Genomic DNA, 23,063 nt, shown 5'->3' on the forward strand with positions numbered 1-23,063 from the left:
CCTGGATGTCGGGCGGGAAAAGGTGATCATCCGCACATTACTGTCAACCTGGAAGTGACAGTATTTCAATTTTCATCTACTTATTGCATCAAGCAGTAACCATTAACCTTCTCCTCACTCGGACGAATCACCGTCCCTCCAGGAGAATTCATCATGCTGACCCTTCGCAAAGCCACTGATCGCGGCATGGCCAATCACGGTTGGTTGAAGTCGTTCCACACCTTTTCGTTTGCCAGCTACCGCAACCCGAAAGAGCAGGGATTTTCCGACCTGCTGGTGATCAACGATGACCGCGTGGCGGCCGGGAAAGGTTTCGGCCAGCACCCGCACCGCGACATGGAGATTTTCTCCTATGTGCTCGAAGGCGCACTGGAGCACAAGGACACTCTGGGCACCGGCTCGGTGATTCGTCCCGGGGACGTGCAATTGATGAGCGCGGGCAGTGGTGTTGCACACAGTGAGTACAACCACTCAAGCACCCGCCCGGTGCACTTTCTGCAAATCTGGATCGTGCCCGATGTCGCCGGGGCCAAACCACGCTACCAACAGGAGCACTTCAGTACGCAGAAAAAACGCGGGCGCCTGCAACTGATCATTTCGCCGGACGGTAGCAACGGCTCGCTGAAGGTGCGCCAGGATGCGCGGGTGTACGCGGCACTGATCGACGGCGAGGAAAGCGCCACCCTGGAGCTTGCAGCCAACCGCTATGCCTACGTGCATGTGGCGAGCGGCAGTGTCGAGCTTAATGGCCTGCGGTTGCAGGAGGGCGATGGGGTGCGGGTGCGTAATGAGCAGGTGTTGATGTTGAGCAATGGTGTGGATGCTGAGGTGCTGGTGTTTGATTTGCGGGCGCAGGAATTGCCGCAGATGCCGTAATGGCAATAGGGTCAAAAGATCGCAGCCTCGTTTCTCACGACAGCCCCTACAGTAAAACTGCGAAAAAAATGGTCTTATCCATTACATCCTTAAAAACAGGCCACTGCCATGCCCCTGCCACAGACCATGACCCTCATTGAAATCACCCAGCCCGGCGGCCCCGAGGTCTTGCAGCCGCGTCAGGAAGCGCTGCCTGTGGCGGCCGCCGGCGAAGTGCTGATCCGCGTTCACGCCGCCGGGGTCAACCGTCCCGATGTCATTCAACGCACAGGCAAGTACCCGATGAAGCCTGGAATGAGCCCCATTCCTGGCCTGGAAGTGGCGGGAGAAGTGGTCGCGATCGGCGCAGGGGTCAACGAGTTCATCGTCGGTGACAGGGTCTGCGCCCTGACCAATGGCGGCGGCTATGCCCAATATTGTGTGGCGCCGGCCAGCCAGACCCTGCCAATTCCCGACGGCATGGACTGGATTCACGCGGCCGCCGTCCCGGAAACGTTTTTCACGGTGTGGGCCAACCTGTTCGACATCGGTGGCGCCAGCAAGGGCCAGCGGGCGCTGATTCATGGCGGCACCAGCGGGATCGGCACCACCGCCCTCATGCTGTGTCGCGAGTTCGGGGTCAAGGCGTTCGCCACGGCGGGGAGCGAGGACAAATGCGCGGCGATACGCCAGCTGGGCGCCGAGGCGATCAACTATCGTGACCAGGACTTCGTCCAGGTGATTCAGGACAAGACTGCCGGCAAAGGCGTGAATGTGATTCTCGATATCATGGGCGGCTCATACCTGAACCAGAACATCGCGGCACTGGGCATGGACGGTCGCCTGGTGATGCTGGGTTTCCTGGGAGGCGCCAAAGCCAATGAAGTCGACCTGATGGCGATCCTCGGCAAGCGCGCAACCATCACCGGCTCGCTGATGCGTTCGCGCACCCGCGAGGAAAAGGCCTCGATTGCCGAACAGTTGCGCGAATACGTCTGGCCGGTATTGTCCGCCGGTCGGTGCGTGCCGATGATCGACAAGGTCTTCGCACTGGCCGACGCATCCCAGGCGCATGCACGGATGGAGGCTGGTGATCACATTGGCAAGATCGTGTTGCAGGTGGATTGATACTCCAACCGCGCATCAACACAGGTTCACTCTGCAGGAGCAAGCTCGCTCCTGCAGGCATGTATGGGCAGTTGACGGCTGTCGATATTTTTCCCGCCTGCGCCACGCATCTGTTAAAACCCGAACTTCAGTTTTTTTGATGGTGAACGACCGTTATGCGCTCTTCCCTCCTCCCCCTGCTGCGCCGCCGTTGGCTCTCGCTGATGTGCATGGCTGCGCTGATTGTCGGCTTGCCGGTGGGTTGCGGGGTGCTCCAGCACAAGGAGCGCGAGTTGCTGTTTCGCATCGAACCGGGGACCGCCGGTTGGTACCGGGGCCTGCCCAAGGACGTTCAGGAGTTTGACATCAAGCCCTCCGGTTTCAAGGCCGGGCAATCCCTGCATGCCTGGTGGTGGCCGGCGGCGCGCCGCGATGCGCCGTCAATCCTGTACCTGCACGGTGTGCGCTGGAACCTGACCGGCCAGGCATTTCGCATCGAGCAACTGCGCGCCATGGGCTATTCGGTGCTGGCCATCGACTACCGCGGCTTTGGCCAGAGCAAGGGCGACCTGCCTTCTGAAGCCAGTGTCTACGAAGATGCACGTGCGGCATGGGAGCGTTTCACGGCGATGCAGCCCGACGCCAGCAAGCGCCTGATCTACGGGCATTCCCTGGGTGGTGCGGTGGCCGTTGACCTGGCTGCCGACCTGGCTGCCCAGGCAAAAAAGAACCGCGACCCGGTGCCTGTGCGTGGCCTGGTGATCGAGTCCACCTTCACGTCACTGGGGGATGCGGTGGCCCAGGTGGCCGATAACAACTTGCCGGTGAAGTGGTTGCCCGTGCGCTGGCTGCTGTCGCAGAAATTCGATTCAATCGACAAGATCGTCGACATCGACATGCCGTTGCTGGTGGTTCACGGCCTGGCCGACCCGCTCATGCCGTCGCGCTTCAGCCAGCAGCTGTTCAACGCCGCCAATGAACCCAAGCGCCTGCTGCTGATCCCCGGTGGCACGCATAACAACAGCATGAGCCTGGGCCGTGCGCAGTACCGCCAGGCGCTGGAAAGCCTGATGAAAACCACTCCAGCGCAGGTAGCCGGCCCTGCCGCCGGCCGGGCTGCACACGATTCCTGAGGCTCAGCGGTAACCCTGGGCCTGCAGCTGGAAGAGCTGCGCATAGCATCCTTCGGCCGCCACCAGGCTGGTGTGATCGCCGCGTTCGAGTATCCGCCCCTGTTCGAGCACGATGATGTGGTCGGCATTGCGCACGCTGGAAAACCGGTGGGAAATCAGCAGGGTCATGCGCCCTTCGGTGTGTTCGCTGAAGTGCTGGAACACCGCTGCTTCCGCTGCAGGGTCGAGTGCCGAGGTCGGCTCGTCGAGGATCAGGATATCGGCGTCGCGGCGCATGTAGGCGCGGGACAAGGCGATTTTCTGCCACTGCCCGCCGGACAGTTCCTGCCCCCCGGCAAACCAGCGCCCCAGTTGCGTCGCATAACCGCGGTCCAGCTGTTCGATGAACGGCGCGGCCATGCCTTCAGTGGCGGCTGCCTGCCAACGCGGTTCATCGTTGAAGGCCCGGGTATCGCCCACCCCGATGTTTTCTCCCACGGTGAACTGGTAGCGGATGTAGTCCTGGAAAATGACCCCGATGCGCCGTCGCAGTGCCTGTTCTTCCCACGCTTGCAGATCGCTGCCGTCGAGCAGGATGCGCCCCTGGTCCGGGCGATACAGACGGGTCAGCAGCTTGATCAGCGTGGTCTTGCCTGAACCGTTTTCCCCTACCAGCGCGACGCTGTGGCCCGGCACCAGGTGCAGGTCGATGCCTTCCAGGGCCGCGCGACTCGCCCCGGGATAGCGAAAACCGACATTCTCGAAGCGCAAGCCATCGCCCGGCGCCACGCCCTCGGTCAAATGACCACTATCGGCCACCACCGGTTCGCCCAGGTATTCGTAAAGGCTCGACAGGTACAGGCCGTCCTCGTAAAGGCCACTGATGGCGCTGAGGCTGCTGCTCACCGCCGACTGCCCCTGCTTGAACAACACCAGGTACATGGTCATCTGGCCCAGGGTGATGCTGCCGTGAACGGTGTCGACCACCACCCAGGCGTAGGCCAGGTAAAACGCCGCGGTACCCAACAATCCAAGGACAAAACCCCAGCCATCCCGGCGCAGAGTCAGGCGCCGGTCCTCGGCGTAAAGACGGGCGAACGTGTCGCGATAGCGCTGCAACAGCAGGGGTGCGAAGCCGAACAGCTTGACCTCCTTGATGTAGGCCTCGTGGGACAGCAGGGTCTCGATGTAATTCTGCTGGCGACTTTCCGGCGCGCGACGGGTGAATAACCGGAAAGCATCCCCGGAAAAATGCGCCTCGGCAAAAAACACCGGCAACGCCCCCACCACCAGCAGCGCCAGGGCCCACGGCGAGAAATGCACCAGCAGCACGCCGAAGCTGATCAGCATGATCAGATTCTGGATCAGCCCCAGCGACTTCATCACCAGCGCGAGCGGCCGGGTGGACGCCTCGCGTCGCACGCGCACCAGCTTGTCGTAGAACTCGGAGTTTTCGAATTGCACCAGGGACAGGGTCTGGGCTTTCTCCAGGATCATCGTGTTGACCTTCTGCCCCAACTGCACCCGCAACAGCGACTGCTGGACCGACAGCGCCCGCTGGGTCGCGGACAACAGGGCGAGCACACCCGCCTCGAACAACACGTAACGCACCACTGGCCACAAGGGTGCACTGCCCTGCTGGGCATGCAACTGCATGGCGAAGACCACCGCATCGACAATGCGCTGGCCCAGCCAGGCGGCAAGCGCCGGCAGTATGCCGGCGATCAGGGTGGCGATCACCAGGCCGATAAACAGTGCGCGGGAGGTACCCCAGACCAGAAGCAAGGCGCGTCGGGCCTGGTCGAGCAAGGAGGTGACGCGATTCAGGGCAACTGGCATGCGGTGCTGGACCCGGCGTAGTGATGGCGTGAGTGCGCCATGTTACTTCAGCCAGGGGTCGGGGCGGTCACTGCAACAGCCGCAGTTTTTACCTTTTCACGCGGACAGACGTCCACGCCCACCAGACCCGCCCGTGGGACAAACTGCACCGCCTTGGTATCGGACTTCCACAACCGCACGAAGTAAGTGCCATCCGCTTCGGCAATGACCCGCAGCGGGCGACTGAAACCGGGCCTGTCGGGATCGGTGATCGACTCGAAGCCTTTGCTCTCGGCGCCGAAATTCAGCACCGTGCAATTGCGTGCGCCGGAGGCGGACACCTGGAAGGCGAAGCCGCCGAGCCTGGCGCCCGAGGCAGGGTAAAATCCCAGCACCATGACCAGCACCATCACCGCGCACGCCACCATGGCAAGGGGGTTGTCGTGGCTGCGCATCTTCACTACGAACAGGGCGCCCAGCAGCTGGATGATCCACAGCACCAGCAACTCCACCAGCATCAACGGCACCATCCACCACAGATTGCTCACATAGCGGCCGGCGATGTCGATCGCCACGATGGTGACATTAAGAATCACGCCCATCTGCACGAAGGCCGACATCAGGCAGGCAAATCGGAAGTCCATCGACATGGGGCCGTCGATACCCAATGTCATCAACCAGTAGTAGGCGGCAATGGTCAGCACCGTGCCCACGACCGCCAGCAGGGTCCAGTACCAGGTGGCAGACACCTGGGAACCGATCACGCTCAGCAACGCGCAGAACGTCCCGAGTACCACCAGGCTGGCCGCCCAACGTCCCAGCATGCGCTTGTGGCGCTTGCGCTGTTGCGCGGTGGCCGGGCCGAGGGTGAGCTCGTCACTCAGGCGCCGCTGCGAATCATTGAATCGATGAAACAGTACAAAGATCGGCAGCAATACAAACGCCAGCAGAATCGAAATGATGAAGATCAGAATCGCCGACATCACCGGCAACGCCGTGATGACCGCCGACGAGGTGATGCTCAGCGGGATTTTTTCTTCCTGGATGTATTGGTACAGGTACACCCCGGCCATCAGCAGAATGCCCACGGTCAGCGGCCAGGCGCGCTCGTTGAGCCACAGCAGGCACTGGCTCAACTGTTTGAAACGATCGGGGGTGGCAGTACGCGGGGGAATGTTTTCGATATCGGTCACGTCGACAGGCTCCAGTTCCATGGGGGCAGGTACAACGACTGTACAGGCCCAAACGCAGGAAAACATCGGGGCCGAGCTTAATCAGAAGCGTCCGTCAGATCTTTCGCCAATGCCCCCTGGAAACGCGACCGGTACTTGCCCGGGCTCTCCCCGGTCCACTTCTTGAACGCCCGATGAAACGCGCTCGGCTCCTGGAAACCCAGGCGCTCGGCGATGTCGCCGATGCTTGCACGGCTTTCGCGCAACTGCTCGAACGCCACGCCACGCCGTACTTCGTCCTTGATTTCCTGGTACGAGCAGCCTTCGCGCTCCAGCTTGCGGCGAAAGGTGCTGGGGCTCAGGTGCTGTTCAAGGGCAAAAGCCTGCAGGGTCGGCCAGTCGCTGTATGGGCTGTTGCGCAGGCGCTGGTGCACTTGCGAGGCCAGGCCATGCTGATTGCGGAAGCGGATCACCAGCCACTGCGGCGCCGTGCGCAGGAACACCTTCAGCGAGGCCAGGTCCTGGACCACAGGCAGGCGCAGGTAATGGCTGGCGAACTCGATCTCGGTGCGCTCGGCCCCCAGTGTCAGGTTGGGCCCCCAGAGCAGTCGGTCATCGCTGAGGGCTACCCGGGCATGGCGAAAGTCGGCACGGTCGATCGGAATGCGCCGGCCACCGAGCCAGCACAACAGACTGATCATCAGCACCAGGAAGGTCTCCTCGCCAAATCGACTGACTTCAGGGTTCTTCGCCCGGGATTCCAGGCTAATGACCGCACGCTTGCCACGTACGGTCAGCGTGCCGCGAAAATCGCGCAGGAACAGGCCGAAGTTGGCCAGGCACTGGCGCATCGCCTTGTGCAGGTCGGGTTCCTGGATCAATGCCCGACAGATCAGGGCGAACGCACCCGGCGGCATGCCATGGGAGTCGAGCAGGAAAAATTCATCATCGAGCTCGCGGATCAGGATCAGCCATAGCGCGGCAAACGCGCTGGCAGGCACTCGCGCTGTGGGCTGCCGCACCAGCAACGGGTCGATGCCGGCCTGTAGCAGCAGCGCTTCGCGACGCAACGGATCGGCGCCCAGCTCCTGGACCATGGCTTGCACAAAGTAGGCGGCGACCGAATCCTTTTCCCGCATGTGAACGCTTCACTCCCCAGTATTCGAATGGCAAAAAACACCAGTTGCGTTGAACAGTTGCGGCATAGGACAACTGCCCTGCCCGCTCTAGACTCGGGGCCAATAGTACGCTTTTGGCCGCCTCGACGGCCAAGGTATCGCAAGGTTTTGAGCGCAAGGACTGGAACATGGATCTGCAAAATATTGGCGTAATCGGCGCGGGCACCATGGGCAATGGCATCGCCCAGGTGTGTGCTCAGGCCGGTTTCGATGTGATCTTGCTCGACATCAGCGAGAGCGCGCTGCAAAAAGCGCTGGCGACGGTGGGCAAGAACCTCGATCGGCAGGTGGCCAAGGAAATGCTGAGCGAAGCACAAAAGCTCGCGACCCTTGCCCGGATCCGCACCAGCACTGACTACAGCAGCCTGCAGGCCGTGCAGCTGGTGATCGAGGCGGCGACCGAAAATCTCGAACTGAAACTGCGGGTGCTGCAACAGATCGCCGCACAAGTGGGCAGCGAATGCGTGATCGCTTCCAACACGTCGTCGCTGTCCATCACTCAACTGGCCGCCAGTGTCAGTCAGCCCGAGCGTTTCATCGGCCTGCACTTCTTCAACCCGGTGCCAGTGATGGGCTTGATCGAGGTGATCCGCGGCCTGCAAACCAGCGACGCGACCCACGCTCTCGCGCTGGAGATGGCGACTACCCTGGGCAAGACCGCGATCACTGCCGGCAACCGCCCGGGTTTTGTGGTGAACCGGATCCTGGTGCCCATGATCAACGAAGCGATCCTGGTGTTCCAGGAGGGCCTGGCCAGCGTCGAGGACATCGACGCCGGCATGCGCCTGGGCTGCAACCAACCGATCGGCCCTCTGGCATTGGCAGACCTGATCGGCCTGGACACCGTGCTGGCAATTCTCGAAGCCTTCTACGATGGATTTAACGACAGCAAATACCGCCCTGCTCCACTGCTAAAGGAAATGGTCGCCGCCGGCTACCTGGGACGTAAAACGGGGCGTGGCTTCCATGCCTATGCCTGAGCGCTGTTCACGTTTTGCCGAATACCGGGACAAGGTGCTGGAGCTGTTTGCCAGCAAGGGTTTCGGCCAGGTCGGCATGCGTGAACTCGCCACCTGCCTGGGGCTCGCCCCGGGCTCGCTGTATCACCATTATCCGAGCAAGCAGCACTTGCTCCTCGATCTGATCGAGGAATTCTATGAAGAGCTGCTGGCTACCCTGGGCCGCGTCGAACAGAAGGCTCCGGCCAAGCGCGAGCGCCTCAACAGCCTGATCCGCGCCCACCTGAATCTGCATGAGGACATGCCTTGGCATTTTCGCCTGGTAGAGCGCGACAGCGGTTGCCTTAACGATGAGCAGCAAGTGCGAGTGCAGCAGCTGCGCGAGCAGTACGAGCGCAAACTGCTGAAAATGCTTGGGGTGCGCTCGCGCTTTAGCGAGCAGGGCCTGCTCGCCGCCGGGCATGCCATCGCCTCGCTGCTCAACAGCGCCCCCACCTGGTTGACTCATCACCCGCTGGACGAAACCGAGCGCGACGAGCTGCTGGAGAACATGGTCAGCGGCGCCATCGAAAGGCTGCTGGCACCGCGTCGCTCGAGTGAGGCGATAAGCCTGGCTACATCCATAGAAAAAACATCTAAAAAAACCTCGGCAATCGCCGCGATTTAGCGCTTTGCTACCCGGGTCAATCATCTTCAATGACCGGGAGCTGAATCATGAAAATCAATCCCTATCTCATCTTCAACGGCGACTGCAAAGCCGCCTTCACGTTCTACGCCCAGGCGTTAAACGGCAGCATCGACGTCATGATGACTTTCGGTGAAAGCCCCGCCCGCGAAAACGTCCCCGCCGACCTGCACAACCTGATCATCCACACCCGCCTGTCGATAGGTGACCAGGCCATCATGGGCTCGGACACCACCCCGGATCGACCCACGGATGACATGGCCGGCTGTTCGATATCGCTGAACGTCGACAGCATTGCAGAGGCCGAGCGGGTGTTCAGTGCATTGGCCGAAGATGGCAGCGTGCAAATGCCGCTGGAACCGACGTTCTGGGCGGCACGGTTTGGCATGTTGCAGGATCGGTTTGGAGTGGCGTGGATGGTGAACTGCGAGAAGGATCAGTGATTGGCCGATTGGCCGATTGGCTGATTGGCTGATTGGCTGCACCTTGTGGGAGCAAGGCTTGCTCCCACAATTTCACCTCTAACAGCGGGATAGTTTCACCGTCAAAACAGGTGGGGCAGATCCTCGGGAAGCGCTCATCAAAGCTTCGCGATCGAAACCTCAGTCGATTTAACAAAGGCAATTACCTCACTCCCCACCCGCAACTCCAGGTCCCGCACCGAGCGGGTGGTAATCACCGAGGTGACAATCCCGGACGCCGTCTGCACATCAATCTCGGAGACCACTTCGCCCTGGACGATTTCCTTGATGACACCCTTGAACTGGTTCCGCACGTTGATCGCTTTGATGGTCATGTTAAGGCTTCCTGTCTGAGTCTTGTTGGCTGGCACACATGTGCAGGCCCCCAAAGTGCACCGAGCGGAACAACATTAAAAGGAATATATAATTATCTATCTATGCCTTTTTGGAATAAAAAGAGTTACTTGATTCGATAGTGAAAGGTATTGCGCACTGCCGGCACCGACACCGCCTTGCCATCAATCATCCGCGGCTGATAACGAAATGTATCGGCAGCGGCCAGAGACGGTCGCATGAACATCGGGTGACAACCCTCAAGCACCTTCGGATTCTCGACCTTGCCCTGCGGATTGACTGTGTACTCCACCGTGCAATCGCCCTCCAGGTTCTTATCCAGCGCGCGTTGTGGATAGTCGGGCGCTTCCTTGCTCAATGGCAGGTACTGACGAGTGTCGGCAGCGGCCTGGGCAGCCGCCTGTTGACGGCCTCGCTCGGCACTCAGGCGCGCCTGTTCGGCCTGCTGTGATTGCTGTTGCGCCAGGCGCTGCTGTTCGACTTCGCGAGCGCGGTTTTGCGACTCCAGGCGCTCACGGTTTTGCTCGACTTGGAGCTCACGCTTTTTCTCTTCGACCCGCTTGCGAGCCAAGGCCGCCTGCTGCAACTTCTGCACCTGGACCTGCGGGTCGACAGCCGGCTTGCTCGGCGCCGGCGTCGCGGCCACAGGCTCAAGCGGTTGCACCACGGCAGGCACCGGTATGGGTGACGGTATCGGTGCCTGAAGCGCAGGTGCCTCGGGCGTCGGCGCCAGGATCACCAGTTGGGTACGCAAGACCGCCGGCTGCTCGGCCGGAGCCATCTCGGCCACCCAACCCCGCACCAGCAACCCCAGCACGATCACGTGCAACCCGACCGCAAGGCTCGCAGCCAGGCCATTGCGCCACAGCCCGCTGCGATCGACCGGCGCAGCCGCCAGGTAAGGCCTGTGCAAGGTCATCGCCGTCATTGCGGGGCCTCGGTTACCAGTCCCAGGTTACTGACCCCACCCTGTTGCAACGCCGCCATCGCCGCGACCACGCTGCCGTAGCCGGCGTCCTTGTCGGCGCGAATGTAGACCTGGGTGTCTCGCCGCTCAGCGACCACCTGCGCTACCTTGGCCTGCATGTCTGCAAGGCTCACCGCACTGTCGGTCTGGTTGCGGGTGTCGAGTTCGCCGCCAAGATTCCAGTAGTAACCGCCCTCGGCTTTCACCGACAGGGTGAGGATCTGCTGCCGGCTGTCATTGGCCAGTGCTTCGCTGGCGACCTTGGGCAGTTCGATTTTCACCCCTTGGGTGAGCATGGGCGCGGTGACCATGAAAATCACCAGCAGCACCAGCATCACATCGATATACGGCACCACGTTCATCTCGGCCTTGGGTCCGTGTTTGCGTTGCGGTCTGACCAACATCGTCACTCTCCTTTCAGGCGGCGGCGGCCAGGTTGATCGGCGCGCCATGCAGCTTGCGGTGCAGGCGCACTTGCAGCTCGTTGCCGAACGCGTAGTAGCGCGTCAGTAACGTCTGGCTACGCGAGGAAAAGCGGTTGTAGGCAATCACCGCAGGTATCGCCGCAAACAGGCCGATGGCCGTGGCAATCAGCGCTTCGGCAATGCCCGGGGCCACGGTGGACAACGTCGCCTGCTGCACCTGCGACAACCCGAGGAAGGAATTCATGATGCCCCACACGGTGCCGAACAGGCCGATGTAGGGGCTGACCGAACCGACCGTGGCGAGGAACTGCAGGCCTTTTTCCAGGCGCACTTCCTGCTCGCTGATGGCGACATAAAGCGCCCGCTCCACGCCCTCGAGCACCACGTCTGCAGCATTGCCCGAGTGTTGGTTGAGGTGGTTGAACTCCTGCAAGCCGGCCTGGAAAATGGGTTCGACGCCGGCTTCGCCGTCAGTGTTTTTCGCCGTTTCGCGATACAACGCCAACAGGTCCGGCGTGCCGCGAAAGCGCTGCACGAAATCGTTGAGTTGTCGCTCGCGGCGCTTGAGCACGCTGCTGCGCAGGATGATCAGGTACCAACTGAGCAGCGATGCCAGCAGCAGGATAAGCATGACCGCCTTGACCAACAGACTCGCGTCGCTGATCAGCCCCCAGATCGTCATGTGTTCGAGTGTGGCCTGCATGGTGAAACTCCTTGTGCGGGGCTCGCGGGCCGTCGATGCGCGACGGCCGTTGAGCTATTCGATGAAAGTCAGATGACAGGGTGATGACGTATCAGGGCAGCTTGAGCGTCCTGGTGACCTCGGCCCAGGGCACGAATTTAAAGTTCTGGGTTTGCTCGGGCATGCGTTTGCGCCCGTCCTGCACCACCAGCATGCCCTCGCTCCAGGCTCCGCCGAGGTTGACGGAAGTGACCTCCAGGCCATCGGTTTCCGAGGCGCCGTCGATACCGAGGGCAGTATTCAGACCGACACGAAATGCGCCACGGGCAGCGAATGGCGGTTGGGCATCAAGCACCAGGTAGCTGTCGTTGCCTTGGCTGGAGATCACCAGATAGTCATTGTCGGCGCTTTGATACAGCGCCAGGCCTTCCACATCGGCGTGCAATTGCGGGCCAACCTTGATCACGCTGCCGAGCGTTGCCGGTTGATCCGCCCTGGCATCCACCGACCACACGCCCACATCCTCCTCGCCGAGAAACAGCCGTTGACGCTGATCATCGGCAACGCAGCCCTCGGGCTGACTGGCGACCTTGAACTGGCGCACCAGCTCACCCTGGACCGTGCCGTTCGGCGCACTCAAGCGGTACTGCAGGAAGGTCCCGTCCTTGCCGTTGGCGAATGCAAAGAGTTCCCCGCTGGCTGGCTGGAACAGGCAGATGCCGTAGATTTCCTTGAGGGGCGTGGCGATCTCGCCGGCCTCGCGCAGCTCGCCGCTCTGGCGATCGATACTGAACAGGCTGAGGCTGTTGTGATCGCGATTGCTCGCCACGGCCAGATCGACCGTTTGCTGACCCAGCTTGAAGTTGGGCCGCACATCGACATTGTTCAGACGCCCGACCGGCAGTTCCTGAAGCAACTTGCCCTGCAGGTCGTACGCCAGCAAACCCTGCTTTTTGTTGGTGCCCAGCACCCGACTCAAGCCTGCCTGCTGGGGATGAATCCAGATCGCCGGATCATCGGCGGCGTCCCCCTGCCGTCCTACCGGTTCGGTCTGCGCCTGCGCCGGCACAACCGGCAGCTCCGCGGGCCGTGCGACCGGTGTGGCTTGCCAATCGAGCTGCCCCTGATACAGACGGCCATCGTCATCGTCGCGCAACAACACTTCAAGCCCCTTGGCCGTCGCGCGCACGTCGAGGTTTTCCGGCTCCTTCATCCCGGGCAATGCAAGGCTGGCCTGGGCCACCCAGCGCTCGCCCTGCTGCTGATACAGGTGCAATTGCGCGGCCTTCGGGTCAAGTGCAACCACACCAGCGGGGGTCAGGGCCATGGCGCCAGCGCTGTGTTTGATCTCGCCGAAAGGCTCGCGCAGGGCAACGGGGCTGCGCGTCACTTCGGCCTCGGGATGTGCCGGATAAGCCCACCAGCCGACGTTCTCCTCGTTGACGACCAACTGATGGGCGCCATCGTCGACCCGACAGTCCGTTGCCGAAGGCGGCAACGGCAGACCGCGTACCCTTTGCGGCTGCGCATCAAGACGGGCACCGTTGCCAACCAGCCACTGTTCACCCTTGCCCTCCTCGCCCACCAGGAACAGGAACAGGTTACTGGCCTCGTCGCGGTACAGGCACAGGCCATTCACCGGGTAGTCACGTGTCGGCAGATAAACCGGCTGACCCCAGCTGCGCTGCTCAGCATCAAGGCTGACCAGCATCGCTTGCTGCCGCGCATTGTCGAGGCTCGCCACCAGCACGCGGGAGCCCAGGGCGCGGCTGTCCAGGCTGGCGAATGATCCCTGCAGGCGCGCCAGTTCCGCGCCTTTGGGGTCGAGTAACAGCAAGCCATCTCGCTGACTGACGGCCAGGCGGTCAGCGCCGGTCGGCAGGAACGCCACGGCGTCGACCTTGAGGTCCGGCGCCCAGGGCGTGATTGTCAGGTTCGCCGGGCCAGCCATGGCCTGGGTGACGCTCAGGCTGATCAGGGCGGCCAGCAGGCAACGGGAGGGTGATAAAAAAATGCTCATGAACAGGCAAGTTCCTTGTGGTGCGTACAACCTGATGGCAGCGGCGGCCATCCCGGGCTTAGAAGTGGGTGAAGGTCAGGCCGAGCTTGAAGGTCGGGCCGTACTCTTCGTACTGGCCGTTGTAGGCGCGCTGCCCGGTGTAGACGAAGTACGACTCGTCCGTGAGGTTCTGCGCCTCGAAGCTCACTTGCAGGTCCTTGGTCAGCGAATAGCGCGCGCTGAAATCGACGAAGGTCTGGGCGTCGACGTGCAGGTCGTGGGCCTTGTCGTTGATGGACGCCAGTTCGTAGAGGTAATCGGACTTGTAGTTGGCAGACAGGCGCAAGCTCAGCTTGTCGTCCTCCCAGCCAACCATCAGGTTGCCGACGGTGTCCGACTGGCTGGGCAGGTCGATGCTGCGCTTGCTGTCAGTGCCGGTGGCGGCATCAAAGCCCTTGATCTCGGCATCGGAGCGGCTGAAGGTGGTGTTGGCACCGATCAGCAGGCCGTTCCATGGCGCAGGCAGCCAATCGAATTTCTGCGAGTAGGCCAGTTCCAGGCCATAGAGTTTGGCGCTGTCGCCATTGGCGAACGTGTGCGCCTCGGCGAAATCGACCCACGCACCGGTACCGGCAAGGTCGGTGTTGTAGACGAAGTTCTGAATGTCCTTGTAGAACACGAACGCCGAGACGGTACCGGCGCGGCCCATGAAGTGCTCGATGCCCAGGTCGAGGTTGCTCGACTCCAATGGCTTGAGGTCCGGGTTGCCGAAGGTAGCCTCGTCATCGTCGATGACAAACCCCGGGGCCAACTGGCCGAAGGTCGGGCGTACAACAGACTTGGTCCAGGCCGCGCGAACCTGAGTGTTCTTGTCCAGCTGATAACGCGCATGCAGCCCCGGCAGCCAGTGGTGATAACGACGCCTGGTGTCGGTCGCCTGAAACTCACCATCGGTGGCGCCGGTGCCCTTGGCTTCGAACTCGGTGCCTTCGTAGCGCATGCCGGCAATGAAACGCCAGTCGTCGATGTCGATGGTATTCATCAGGTAGCCGGCGTTGATGTCTTCGCTGATCTTGAAGTCGTTGACCCGCGACTCGGTCTCGTCGTAGAAATCGTCGCGATCGAGGCCGCCGATCAGGTTCTTGATCGCACTGGCGCTGATGCCCGGCCCGAAACGGCCCAGGCGGTAATCCACGGTGCCTTTCTGGAACTGCGCCAGGTTGAGCTGCTGGTCGTTGAAACCCAGCTCATCGAAGTCTTCATAGACCCAGGCGTCGAGATCATTGTCCTTGTTGCGGCGACTGACCTTGCCGCCGAACTTGACCTGCGAGGCGTAGCCCCTGAAGTCATAATCCCGTGCCAGGTCCAGGCGCAGATTCTTTTCGGTATCGGTGGTGCGCTGCTTCTCCCAATCAACCTTGTCGAGGCTGAAATTGCCCGGGTCGTAGAAGCCCTGGCCGATGATCGGCCGTGGCTTGTCGTTGTCGTAGAACCCACTGTCGGCAAAGTCATCAGTGCCCGCGAAGGCAGCGTTGGCAATGTGCCCCGGGCTGTCTTCGCTGGAACGGCTGTAGCCGGCCTGCCCGCTCAGGGTCCAGAGGCCGAACAGGCGCTCGCCGCCGAGCACGTAGGACTGGATTTCCTGGGTCTCTTCGCGCTGCTTGAGCTTGCGTGAGCCCTCGGCATCGCCGGTCTCTGCGGCGGCCAGTGGATCGGCAAATTCGAATGCCGTGGAGTTGCGCGTTTCGCTGTCCTTGTAGCGGCTGTAGAGCGTGCGCAGGTAATAGCTGCTGAGGTCGTCGGGCTTGTAATCGAAGTTGAGTCCACCGCCAGCCCGTTCGCGACTGATGTCGTAGTCCCGCTGCTCGAACTCCTGCAGCCGGGCGCCTTGCTCGAAGTCCCAGGCGCCGCCGGTTTCGACGTTGTCCGAACCGAAATCGCGCTTCTGCCAGCTCAATGCCGCGGCGACACCAAAGTTGTCGATGCCGTCACCGAGGCTGAACCGGTTACTGGCCGCGCCGGAAAATTTCGGGCTGGTCTGGTGGGTGTTCTTGTCGTAGCTCGCTTCAGTGCTGCCGGTATAGAACAGCCCCTTGTGATCGAAGGCCGAGAGGCTTTGCACATCGACCGTACCACCCAGGGAGTTGGCGTCCATGTCCGGGGTCAGGGTCTTGATCACCGACAACGACTGCACCAGTTCGGAAGGCAGTACGTCAAGGGCCACGGCGCGACGCTCACTTTCCGGCGAGGGCACCAGCGTGCCGTTGATGGTGACGCTGTTGAGGTCGGGGCCCAGGCCGCGCACGCTGACAAAGCGGCCTTCGCCCTGGTCGCGCTCGACACTGATCCCGGGCAGGCGCTGCACCGCTTCGGCGACGTTTTCGTCGGGCAGCTGAGCCATGCCGTCGGCGTGCACCACGCTCTTGATGCTGTCGGCGCTGCGCTGTTCCTTGAGTGCCTGGTCGATGCTCGCGGCCTGCCCCACGACCTGCACGTGCTCGGTGGTGGTCGCCGATTCGGCGGCACTCAGCCGTTCGCTGGCGATCGCCATGGCCAGAGCGGTAAGCGTGAAACCGACAAACCCGGCTGTGCTGCTGCGCTTGTACATGAATGTCCTCCCCCAAGAGTCCGTTGACGCCGGGCAAGTGGCCCGGCAACTGGGAGGGCAAGCTAGGGTTGCGCGATGACGGTTCTGTGACAGGGGGTGGCAGGGAAGGCTTCAAAACGCGCTTTTGCGCGAATCGGCGGGGGCAAATGAGCTGAAATGACCTGCCTCGCCGGACGCAACTTCTGTGGCGAGACAAACTCCCTCGCCACAGGGACGCTTGGTCAGATAAAAATGTGGCGACATCACTGAGCTGATTCGACCCCCCGCCCCCGTCACCCGCCTGTCACAAACATCTGCTGTGCTGACGCGCACTGTCACTCGCCAAAGGATCGCGGCCATGTTCTCTGTGCTCAAACCCCATCGCTGGAAACTTGCCCTGCTCCTGGTGGCGGCCAACCTCGGATTGCTCCTGCACCTGGCCTGCGGCGAACTGAAAAGCGTCAGCGAGTGGGTGTGGCTGGACATCATCGGCGAAGGCGGCTCGGCGCTACTGGCGCTGGTCTGGCTGGGGCTGGTGCTCAAGAGTCGCCCCGCTGGCCGGGTGACCAACTACCTGGCCCTGGGCCTGAGCTGCATCTTTTTCTCCTGGTGGATCGACAGCCTCGACGAGTTCATTCGCCTGCCCGACAGCATTACCTGGGATCACTGGCTGGAATCCGGGCCGATGCCGGTCGGGATGATTCTGCTGACCATCGGCATCTATCATTGGCATCGCGAGCAATTGGCGATCAGCGCGCAAATGGAGAAGCGCGAGAAGCTGTTCCGCGAACACCGCCTGTTCGACAAGCTGACGCCACTGGGGGGCGCCGATTATCTAAAGCGCCAATTGACTGCCAGCCTGGCGCAGAGTCTTGCCCAGGAGCAGCCGCTTTCACTGATGGCCGTGGACCTGGACAACTTCACCGCGATCAATCAGGCGTTCGGGCATGCCGAAGGCGATGCGGTGTTGCAAGCCATCAGCCATTTACTGCTGCTCAACCTGCGCCGCCAGGACCTGCTGTGCCGGTTGGCTGGCGACCGTTTCGTGGTGGTGTTGCCCAACACCGGGGAAAGCCAGGCGCGGCTGTTGGCCCTGGAACTGCAACAGGCGGTGCATGGCCTGGCCCACAAAACCCGTCAGCATGGCGAGCGCTTGCAACTGTCCGCCAGCACCGCCGTGGTGATGGCCATGGATGAGGCACCTGACGTTTTGCTCAAACGCCTGAACCTGGCACTGGCGCGCGCCAAGCAGCCCCTGGCAAAAACGGCCTGAGGCGCGGCGATGACCCTTAAAAATACCTGGTACGAAAGCGACAGCCGTTTCATCCCCGGGCATTACCAGCCGGCAACCCTGATCGACCTGGCGCTGTCGCGGGACATCGACAGCCATCGCCTGCTGCGCGGCACCGGGCTGTTCCACGACGACATCCTGGCCGGACAGACGCGCCTGAGCCCGCAGCAATTCCTGGCCCTGATCGACAACAGCCGGCGCCTGCTCGATGCCGACGACAGCAGCTTTCTGTTCGGCCAGCGCCTGCTGCCCGGGCATTACGGCCCTGCCAGCCACGCCCTGCGTCATGCACAAAACCTGCACCAGGCACTCGATACCCTGGTGCAACAACAGACGTTGCTCAGCCCGCTGGCCGCACCACGCCTGGTAATGGACGACAAGCACGCCTATTTCTACTGGCTGGACAGCTGCGGCGCCGGCGAGCAGTGGCGCTTCCTGCTGGAGGCGAGCATGACGTCGATCGTCGCCATGAGCCGCTCCCAGAGTGGTCAGCGCCTGCCGTGGGAGTGCAGTTTCAGCCACGCCGAGCCGCGTTACGTCGAGCAGTATTGGGTGCACCTGGGCGAAGACACGCAGTTCAAACGTCCCCTGGACCTGATGCGCATCCCTCGCGAGTACCTGGTACGGCCCTGGCCCAACTGCTCGGCAACGGTCGGTCAGGTCGCCCGGCAGGAAGCCCAGGGGCAAATCGATCAGTTGGGTTTCACTGCAAGTTTTGTCGACTGTGTCTACCGCTACTTGCAGGCCCACGTGCGCGAGGCCCCAAGCCTCGAACAGGCCGCGCACGCCTTTGCCGTGAGCCCCGCGACACTCAAACGCAAACTGCAAAAACACCACACCGGGTTCCAGCAACAGGTGGATCTGGTGCGCAAGCACGTGGCGCTGTACCTGTATCAAATCAAAGGCTTCAGCAACGAAGAAGTGGCCGAGTACCTGAGTTTCAACGATGCGGCAAATTTCCGGCGCTCTTTCAAGCGCTGGACCGGTAGCACGCCTAAGTTGATTCGTCAGTTGTTCGGTTCCGGCATGGGCTAACCGGGAATTTGATGGGTTTGAGGCAGGCGGCTATGTTGTAACCACGCCAATCCAGCGGGATTGGACCATTGGCAAGTGGAGACTGACATGCACCTCTTCAAGGCACTGCTGATCACCTCACTAATGGCATCTGGCCTGCTGGGCCACGTTGCCACGGTCAACGCCGAGGGCGATATCGCCAAGGACGTCCGCCATGACCATCGTGAGATAGACAAAGGCATTGATCATGATGCCGACGAAATGGATAAAGCCGATAAACACGCTGACGAAGAAATAGATAACGAAGCTACCCACCTCGACAAAGAGCGGCACAAGGGTGACAAACACCTGAACAAGGAATTCAAGAAAGATCTTTAGACTGCAGAAGTGCAGGCCCGCCCTATTGACCGGGCCTGCAGTTGGTTACTTGGCGGCCAACCGGGTACCGCGCGACGTTTCAAGTTTAGCCTGTAATAACAGCCATTCGCGCTGAATGATCGAATACGGAATAAACACACTGATGCGCTCGGCGCCTTTCACTCCGGGATGGGCACTGACATCGTGTAACGTCGTGGAATAAAAGCCCATGTTGATCCCGACAATATTGCCATCGTTGCCGATGACCGGCCCACCGGACATGCCCTTGACCAACGGTGCATCGTGGATGGCATACAGATCGCCGCTGTTCTCATCGGTATTGATAAATGGCGCCTGATACACCTTGCCCTTGCCGGTCGCGGTGGCCATATACGGGCTGGAGCCCACGGCGGTGATGGCCTCGCCTACCCGTGGCGCACGCCAGGCGGGATAGCGGCCGTTGGCTTTGTGACGGATGAACACCAGGTCGCAGCCGGTACTGCAGCTGTATTGCACATTAGGGATCAGCGGAGTGTGACGCGTCGTCACGGCGTATTCCTCGTTCCATTGCACAGCCGAAGCCATATACATATAGGGAAGAGGAAAGCCTGAAAAAACGGTGAAGTATGAGTCGTTGGCGGGCCCCGAAAAATCGGGTTTCACCATGCCGTTGCATCCTGCGAGTACAGCTCCTATTAAAAAGCAGGCCATGATCTTGATCATGATGAGTCACCGACTTAATAGGGAGGACGAGACTGTTTTTTGTCGTCAATTTTTATTTTTTAGTTGTAGTTATCCTTGCCGAAGGCGCTGCACCGGTACTTTGTTATTTATGGCCGATGTTCTTTAAACGTGAGTAAATGAATTGTGCTAAGTCCAATTGCTTTTGGTTACATACACTAAGACTTATTATTGGCGCCTAAATAACGACATATAAAAATCACTTCCATGGTTTTTTCTATGACGCGGTTTTACAAAATTCGCAGGGTGATTTCACAATCTGGCCTAAGCTCAAAATTGTCTCGGAGACGCGAGTGCGAGTACCGATCATCCGGTCGATGATCCTCTGCTGATTTCCCGGCCCCGACTGGCTCAAGGATTGCAATGGACGCCGATAGCTGCCCCAGAACAACGGATTTCTGACGCGACGGCAATTTATCAACGAACAAGGACGCCAGCACTACGCTTGGTCAGTCACCGGGAGACGTATCGTGTCAACTCTCAATGAAATCGCAGCGAACCACGCGAGAATGGCTAAGGCAAAGGAAGCGGAGATCATCGCCCTGGGGGAGCGAGAGGCGCAGGTGGTGGGCGGGTTTGAAGTCACCACCCTTGAAGTGCAGCACATGCCGCTGCACCTGATTGCGGGAGCGCAGGATAACCAGGCCGCTCAAGCTGCCGGTTACGGAATGTGACGGATATCCGCCGTTTCTACTGAATCGACAACCCCGCGTCCACCACGAAGTTTTGCCCCGTGCAGCCGCGGCTGTCATCAGACGCCAGAAACAGCGCCATGCGTGCGCAATCGCTGGCGTCGAGGCGGAACTTGAGCATTTGCTGGTCGATGAAATTCTGACTGGCCAATTCCAGTCCCGCCGGATCGCTGGCCCACATGGCATCCTGGCGGGCAGTGCGAATCGCACCCGGCACCAGACTGTTGACACGAATGCCACTGTCGCCCAGTTCCCGGGCCAGGGTGCGGGTCATGCCATTGATTGCAGCCTTGGCAGTGGTATAGCAGACCATGCCGGGACGGCCTCTCATCCACGAAATCGAGCCCATGTTGATGATCACCCCGCTTCCGCGCCGGGTCATTCCCGGGGCGACCGCCTGGGCGGCGAAAAAAGCGTGGCGCAGGTTGGTTTGCATACGTTCATCCCAATAGTCGACGTCGACGTCCTGCATGGGATGGCGATCGTCGCGGGCGGCGTTATTGATCAACACATCCACCGCCCCCCATTGCGCTTCAACTGCCGCGATGGCGGCCTGCAACGCCGGGATATCGCGCACGTTGCAGGGCAGGAATTTCACCCGGTCCTGGCCAAGCGCAGCAGCAAGTGTCTGCCCACCGGCCTGGTCCAGATCCAGGAAGGCGACGCGGGCGCCCTGCTGGTGAAACGCTTCGACAAATGCCGCGCCAATGCCTGAGGCACCGCCGCTGATCAGGATGACTTTGCCGGTCAGGGACGGGTAACGCGTTTGGGTATGCTGGCTCATGATTCAATCCTTGCAAAAATAGGGAAACTCAACCGGCAAACAAAGGCTCGGGGCAACCGGCCACATCGACCTCTACCGAGAACAGGCAACCTGACAGCGGCCAGGTCGCCAACTCCTCTGCACTGCGGTTTTCCCGAGAACTGGTGATGTACAGCGTGCGCAGGTCCGGGCCGCCAAAAGCAACCATGGTCGGCCATCGGGTGGGGACACGAATTTCATCGAGTTGGGTGCCATCCGGTGCCAATCGCAGGATGCGGCCGCCGTCGAACTGCGCACTCCAGTAGCACCCTTCACTGTCGAATGCGGCGCCGTCCGGACGCCCGCCCGGGCCGCGTTCGAAGGTGCGAACAGTCTGCCGGGGCCCCGGCTGGCCCTGGCCATCCAGGGGGTAGCGATACAGCACATGATTGGGTGTGTCGCTGTGGTACATCCAGGCCCGATCAGGACTGAAGGCCAGGCCGTTGGACACCATGACGTCGTGCGCCATGACTTGCGCATTCATGTGCTCATCGATGCGCATCAGGACGGCGCCATTGCGGTCCCGGGGTTGCCAGATAGTCCCGGCCCAGAAACGCCCCCAGGGATCGACTCGACCATCGTTGAAACGACTGTCTGCGGGCCCGCAGGGGTTGTCCGCAAGCTTGCGGCCCAGTGTTCCGTCCTCGCCCAGCAAGTAGATGCCAGTGCGCAGGGCAACGATGAAGCCGCCTTGCCGACGCAGGCCGAAACAGCCCAGGTGCTCGCCCAGCGTCAGGCTGGTCACTCCTCCGGTTTGCGGGTCCAGCCGATGCAATTGGCCGGCGAGAATATCGGCCCAATACAGCACCTGCTCCCGGACCGACCACACCGGGCATTCGCCCAGTTCACTGACTTGATCGACCACGCATTTGACGGTGTAACTCATACTATTGCTCCTGATCCATCCAGCCTGATGCTCATGCGCAAGGTGCGCGTCATGTTCTGCCCGGGGCCCAATACAACGATGCCGTGGGCCTGGGGCACAGGCAGGTTGATGGCGTTGTTCAAGTGACTGACCGGTTCGACCGCAATGAAATCCTGGGGTGCCGGTGGCGTAAAAACCACCAGGTGATCCAGCCCTTCCTGCGCGGTCATCTCGACGCCGACCCCGGCTTGCGGCCAATGCACTGAAGCCTGGCGATGCCAGCCTTCGAAACAGTTGTCCAGGCCGACGTGACCCAGCGCCCGACGCCGGGCAAAGTCCCACTGTGGCGGCACCGGCAGGCGTTCATGGGGCAACGAGTCGCTACCGTTGAGCCATACCGCCGATGCGGCAAATGACAGCTCGACCCCCTGGTGTCGGGGGAAATACGGATGCCAACCCAAACCGGCCGGCATTGGCTTGCGACTGGCATTACGCAACGTCATCGACAGGGAAACCCCCTGTTCATCAAGGCTGACATATTGATCGACCTCAAACGCAAATGGCCAATCCTCGCCGCCCTCGCTGGCAGGATCATGGGACAGACGCAGGTGGCATTCACGGCTGGTGCAATCAACCACCTGCCACTCTCGCTGCCATCCCACGCCATGCAGCGGATGAGCATGCTCGCCGAAATTGCGTGGCAATTGATATTCGTGCCCGCCGCACTGGAAGCGCCCTCCTGCGATGCGGTTCGAATAGGGCACCAGCGGATAGCACGCTGAGCGGCGAACGTTGGGGGTGCAATCCCACGGCCGCAACAGCGCAAAATCCCGGTGCCACAGACCGGCCAGGGAACCGCCCAGTTGTGGCAGTACGTCGAGCTGCAGGTCGCCGCTGTGCAGACGAAGCATGTTCATGGGTGGCGCCTTTTTCCAACTGT

23 protein-coding genes are annotated in these 23,063 nt (G+C 61.2%); 10 read left to right on the plus strand and 13 right to left on the minus strand.

Annotated elements, in window-relative coordinates; all coding sequences use genetic code 11:
* Positions 1–153: 153 nt before the first annotated feature.
* From HYI44_RS03135 to HYI44_RS03145, 3 genes are all read left to right on the plus strand, one after another.
* A complete protein-coding gene (locus HYI44_RS03135; protein ID WP_122838435.1) occupies positions 154–876 on the plus strand; it encodes a pirin family protein in 723 nt (240 codons plus the stop codon).
* 108 nt (positions 877–984) lie between these two features.
* On the plus strand, positions 985–1,983 hold the full coding sequence (locus HYI44_RS03140; protein ID WP_122838434.1) for an NAD(P)H-quinone oxidoreductase: 999 nt from the start codon (positions 985–987) through the stop codon (positions 1,981–1,983).
* Between the two features lie 155 nt (positions 1,984–2,138).
* A complete protein-coding gene (locus tag HYI44_RS03145; protein WP_225568734.1) occupies positions 2,139–3,095 on the plus strand; it encodes an alpha/beta hydrolase in 957 nt (318 codons plus the stop codon).
* 3 nt (positions 3,096–3,098) lie between these two features.
* Here HYI44_RS03145 and HYI44_RS03150 read toward each other — a convergent pair whose 3' ends face one another.
* From HYI44_RS03150 to HYI44_RS03160, 3 genes are all read right to left on the minus strand, one after another.
* Positions 3,099–4,913 (minus strand): ABC transporter ATP-binding protein, encoded by a 1,815-nt coding sequence (locus HYI44_RS03150; protein WP_225568735.1) that lies wholly within the window; start codon positions 4,911–4,913, stop codon positions 3,099–3,101.
* A 47-nt stretch (positions 4,914–4,960) separates the two neighbouring features.
* Positions 4,961–6,085: a hypothetical protein gene (locus HYI44_RS03155; protein WP_201146845.1), complete on the minus strand. Its 1,125-nt coding sequence runs from the start codon at positions 6,083–6,085 to the stop codon at positions 4,961–4,963.
* A gap of 77 nt (positions 6,086–6,162) precedes the next feature.
* Positions 6,163–7,203 carry an AraC family transcriptional regulator gene (locus HYI44_RS03160; RefSeq protein WP_225568736.1) on the minus strand — a complete coding sequence of 347 codons (1,041 nt, stop codon included), beginning with the start codon at positions 7,201–7,203 and terminating at the stop codon, positions 6,163–6,165.
* 167 nt (positions 7,204–7,370) lie between these two features.
* On the opposite strand from HYI44_RS03160, the gene HYI44_RS03165 reads away from it, so the two are divergent.
* From HYI44_RS03165 to HYI44_RS03175, 3 genes are read left to right on the plus strand one after another with little or no spacing between them, the layout of a single operon-like run.
* Positions 7,371–8,222 carry a 3-hydroxybutyryl-CoA dehydrogenase gene (locus HYI44_RS03165; RefSeq protein ID WP_225568737.1) on the plus strand — a complete coding sequence of 284 codons (852 nt, stop codon included), beginning with the start codon at positions 7,371–7,373 and terminating at the stop codon, positions 8,220–8,222.
* The gene (locus tag HYI44_RS03170; RefSeq protein ID WP_122838428.1) at positions 8,209–8,868 is read left to right on the plus strand and encodes a TetR/AcrR family transcriptional regulator; all 660 of its coding nucleotides are present in this window, start codon (positions 8,209–8,211) and stop codon (positions 8,866–8,868) included. Before HYI44_RS03165 ends, HYI44_RS03170 begins: the two co-directional genes overlap by 14 nt.
* A 47-nt stretch (positions 8,869–8,915) precedes the next feature.
* Entirely contained in the window at positions 8,916–9,329 is a 414-nt protein-coding gene (locus HYI44_RS03175) for a VOC family protein (protein WP_122838427.1), read from the plus strand.
* 137 nt (positions 9,330–9,466) lie between these two features.
* Here HYI44_RS03175 and HYI44_RS03180 read toward each other — a convergent pair whose 3' ends face one another.
* The 6 genes from HYI44_RS03180 to HYI44_RS03205 form a co-directional block, all read right to left on the minus strand.
* A complete protein-coding gene (locus tag HYI44_RS03180; protein ID WP_045061257.1) occupies positions 9,467–9,682 on the minus strand; it encodes a TOBE domain-containing protein in 216 nt (71 codons plus the stop codon).
* A 125-nt stretch (positions 9,683–9,807) separates the two neighbouring features.
* Positions 9,808–10,629 carry an energy transducer TonB gene (locus HYI44_RS03185; protein WP_225568738.1) on the minus strand — a complete coding sequence of 274 codons (822 nt, stop codon included), beginning with the start codon at positions 10,627–10,629 and terminating at the stop codon, positions 9,808–9,810.
* The gene (tolR, locus tag HYI44_RS03190; RefSeq protein ID WP_225568739.1) at positions 10,626–11,072 is read right to left on the minus strand and encodes a protein TolR; all 447 of its coding nucleotides are present in this window, start codon (positions 11,070–11,072) and stop codon (positions 10,626–10,628) included. Before tolR ends, HYI44_RS03185 begins: the two co-directional genes overlap by 4 nt.
* A gap of 13 nt (positions 11,073–11,085) precedes the next feature.
* On the minus strand, positions 11,086–11,796 hold the full coding sequence (gene tolQ, locus HYI44_RS03195) for a protein TolQ (RefSeq protein WP_225568740.1): 711 nt from the start codon (positions 11,794–11,796) through the stop codon (positions 11,086–11,088).
* A gap of 91 nt (positions 11,797–11,887) precedes the next feature.
* The gene (locus tag HYI44_RS03200) at positions 11,888–13,795 is read right to left on the minus strand and encodes a phytase (RefSeq protein WP_225568741.1); all 1,908 of its coding nucleotides are present in this window, start codon (positions 13,793–13,795) and stop codon (positions 11,888–11,890) included.
* A gap of 58 nt (positions 13,796–13,853) precedes the next feature.
* Positions 13,854–16,382, minus strand: a complete 2,529-nt coding sequence (locus HYI44_RS03205; RefSeq protein ID WP_225568742.1) for a TonB-dependent receptor — start codon at positions 16,380–16,382, stop codon at positions 13,854–13,856.
* Between the two features lie 337 nt (positions 16,383–16,719).
* Here HYI44_RS03205 and HYI44_RS03210 point away from each other — a divergent pair, with 337 nt between their 5' ends.
* From HYI44_RS03210 to HYI44_RS03220, 3 genes are all read left to right on the plus strand, one after another.
* Positions 16,720–17,634, plus strand: coding sequence for a GGDEF domain-containing protein (locus HYI44_RS03210; protein WP_225568743.1), 915 nt, complete (start codon positions 16,720–16,722; stop codon positions 17,632–17,634).
* A 9-nt stretch (positions 17,635–17,643) separates the two neighbouring features.
* On the plus strand, positions 17,644–18,687 hold the full coding sequence (locus HYI44_RS03215; RefSeq protein WP_122838421.1) for an AraC family transcriptional regulator: 1,044 nt from the start codon (positions 17,644–17,646) through the stop codon (positions 18,685–18,687).
* Positions 18,688–18,774: 87 nt separating this feature from the next.
* Positions 18,775–19,044 (plus strand): hypothetical protein, encoded by a 270-nt coding sequence (locus tag HYI44_RS03220; RefSeq protein WP_225568744.1) that lies wholly within the window; start codon positions 18,775–18,777, stop codon positions 19,042–19,044.
* A 45-nt stretch (positions 19,045–19,089) separates the two neighbouring features.
* On the opposite strand, the gene HYI44_RS03225 is transcribed toward HYI44_RS03220, so the two are convergent.
* Positions 19,090–19,689 carry a serine protease gene (locus HYI44_RS03225; protein WP_225568826.1) on the minus strand — a complete coding sequence of 200 codons (600 nt, stop codon included), beginning with the start codon at positions 19,687–19,689 and terminating at the stop codon, positions 19,090–19,092.
* Between the two features lie 545 nt (positions 19,690–20,234).
* On the opposite strand from HYI44_RS03225, the gene HYI44_RS03230 reads away from it, so the two are divergent.
* Positions 20,235–20,438 carry a hypothetical protein gene (locus HYI44_RS03230; RefSeq protein ID WP_225568745.1) on the plus strand — a complete coding sequence of 68 codons (204 nt, stop codon included), beginning with the start codon at positions 20,235–20,237 and terminating at the stop codon, positions 20,436–20,438.
* Positions 20,439–20,454: 16 nt separating this feature from the next.
* Here HYI44_RS03230 and HYI44_RS03235 read toward each other — a convergent pair whose 3' ends face one another.
* The 3 genes from HYI44_RS03235 to HYI44_RS03245 are packed head-to-tail and all read right to left on the minus strand — an operon-like array spanning position 20,455 to position 23,040.
* Positions 20,455–21,240 (minus strand): sulfoquinovose 1-dehydrogenase, encoded by a 786-nt coding sequence (locus HYI44_RS03235; protein ID WP_225568746.1) that lies wholly within the window; start codon positions 21,238–21,240, stop codon positions 20,455–20,457.
* 28 nt (positions 21,241–21,268) lie between these two features.
* On the minus strand, positions 21,269–22,144 hold the full coding sequence (locus HYI44_RS03240; protein WP_225568747.1) for a 6-deoxy-6-sulfogluconolactonase: 876 nt from the start codon (positions 22,142–22,144) through the stop codon (positions 21,269–21,271).
* The gene (locus tag HYI44_RS03245; RefSeq protein WP_225568748.1) at positions 22,141–23,040 is read right to left on the minus strand and encodes an aldose 1-epimerase; all 900 of its coding nucleotides are present in this window, start codon (positions 23,038–23,040) and stop codon (positions 22,141–22,143) included. Before HYI44_RS03245 ends, HYI44_RS03240 begins: the two co-directional genes overlap by 4 nt.
* Between the last annotated feature and the right edge of the window lie 23 nt (positions 23,041–23,063).

The organism is Pseudomonas sp. Y24-6, from assembly GCF_020295325.1.
Classification (GTDB): Bacteria; Pseudomonadota; Gammaproteobacteria; order Pseudomonadales; family Pseudomonadaceae; genus Aquipseudomonas; species Aquipseudomonas gregormendelii.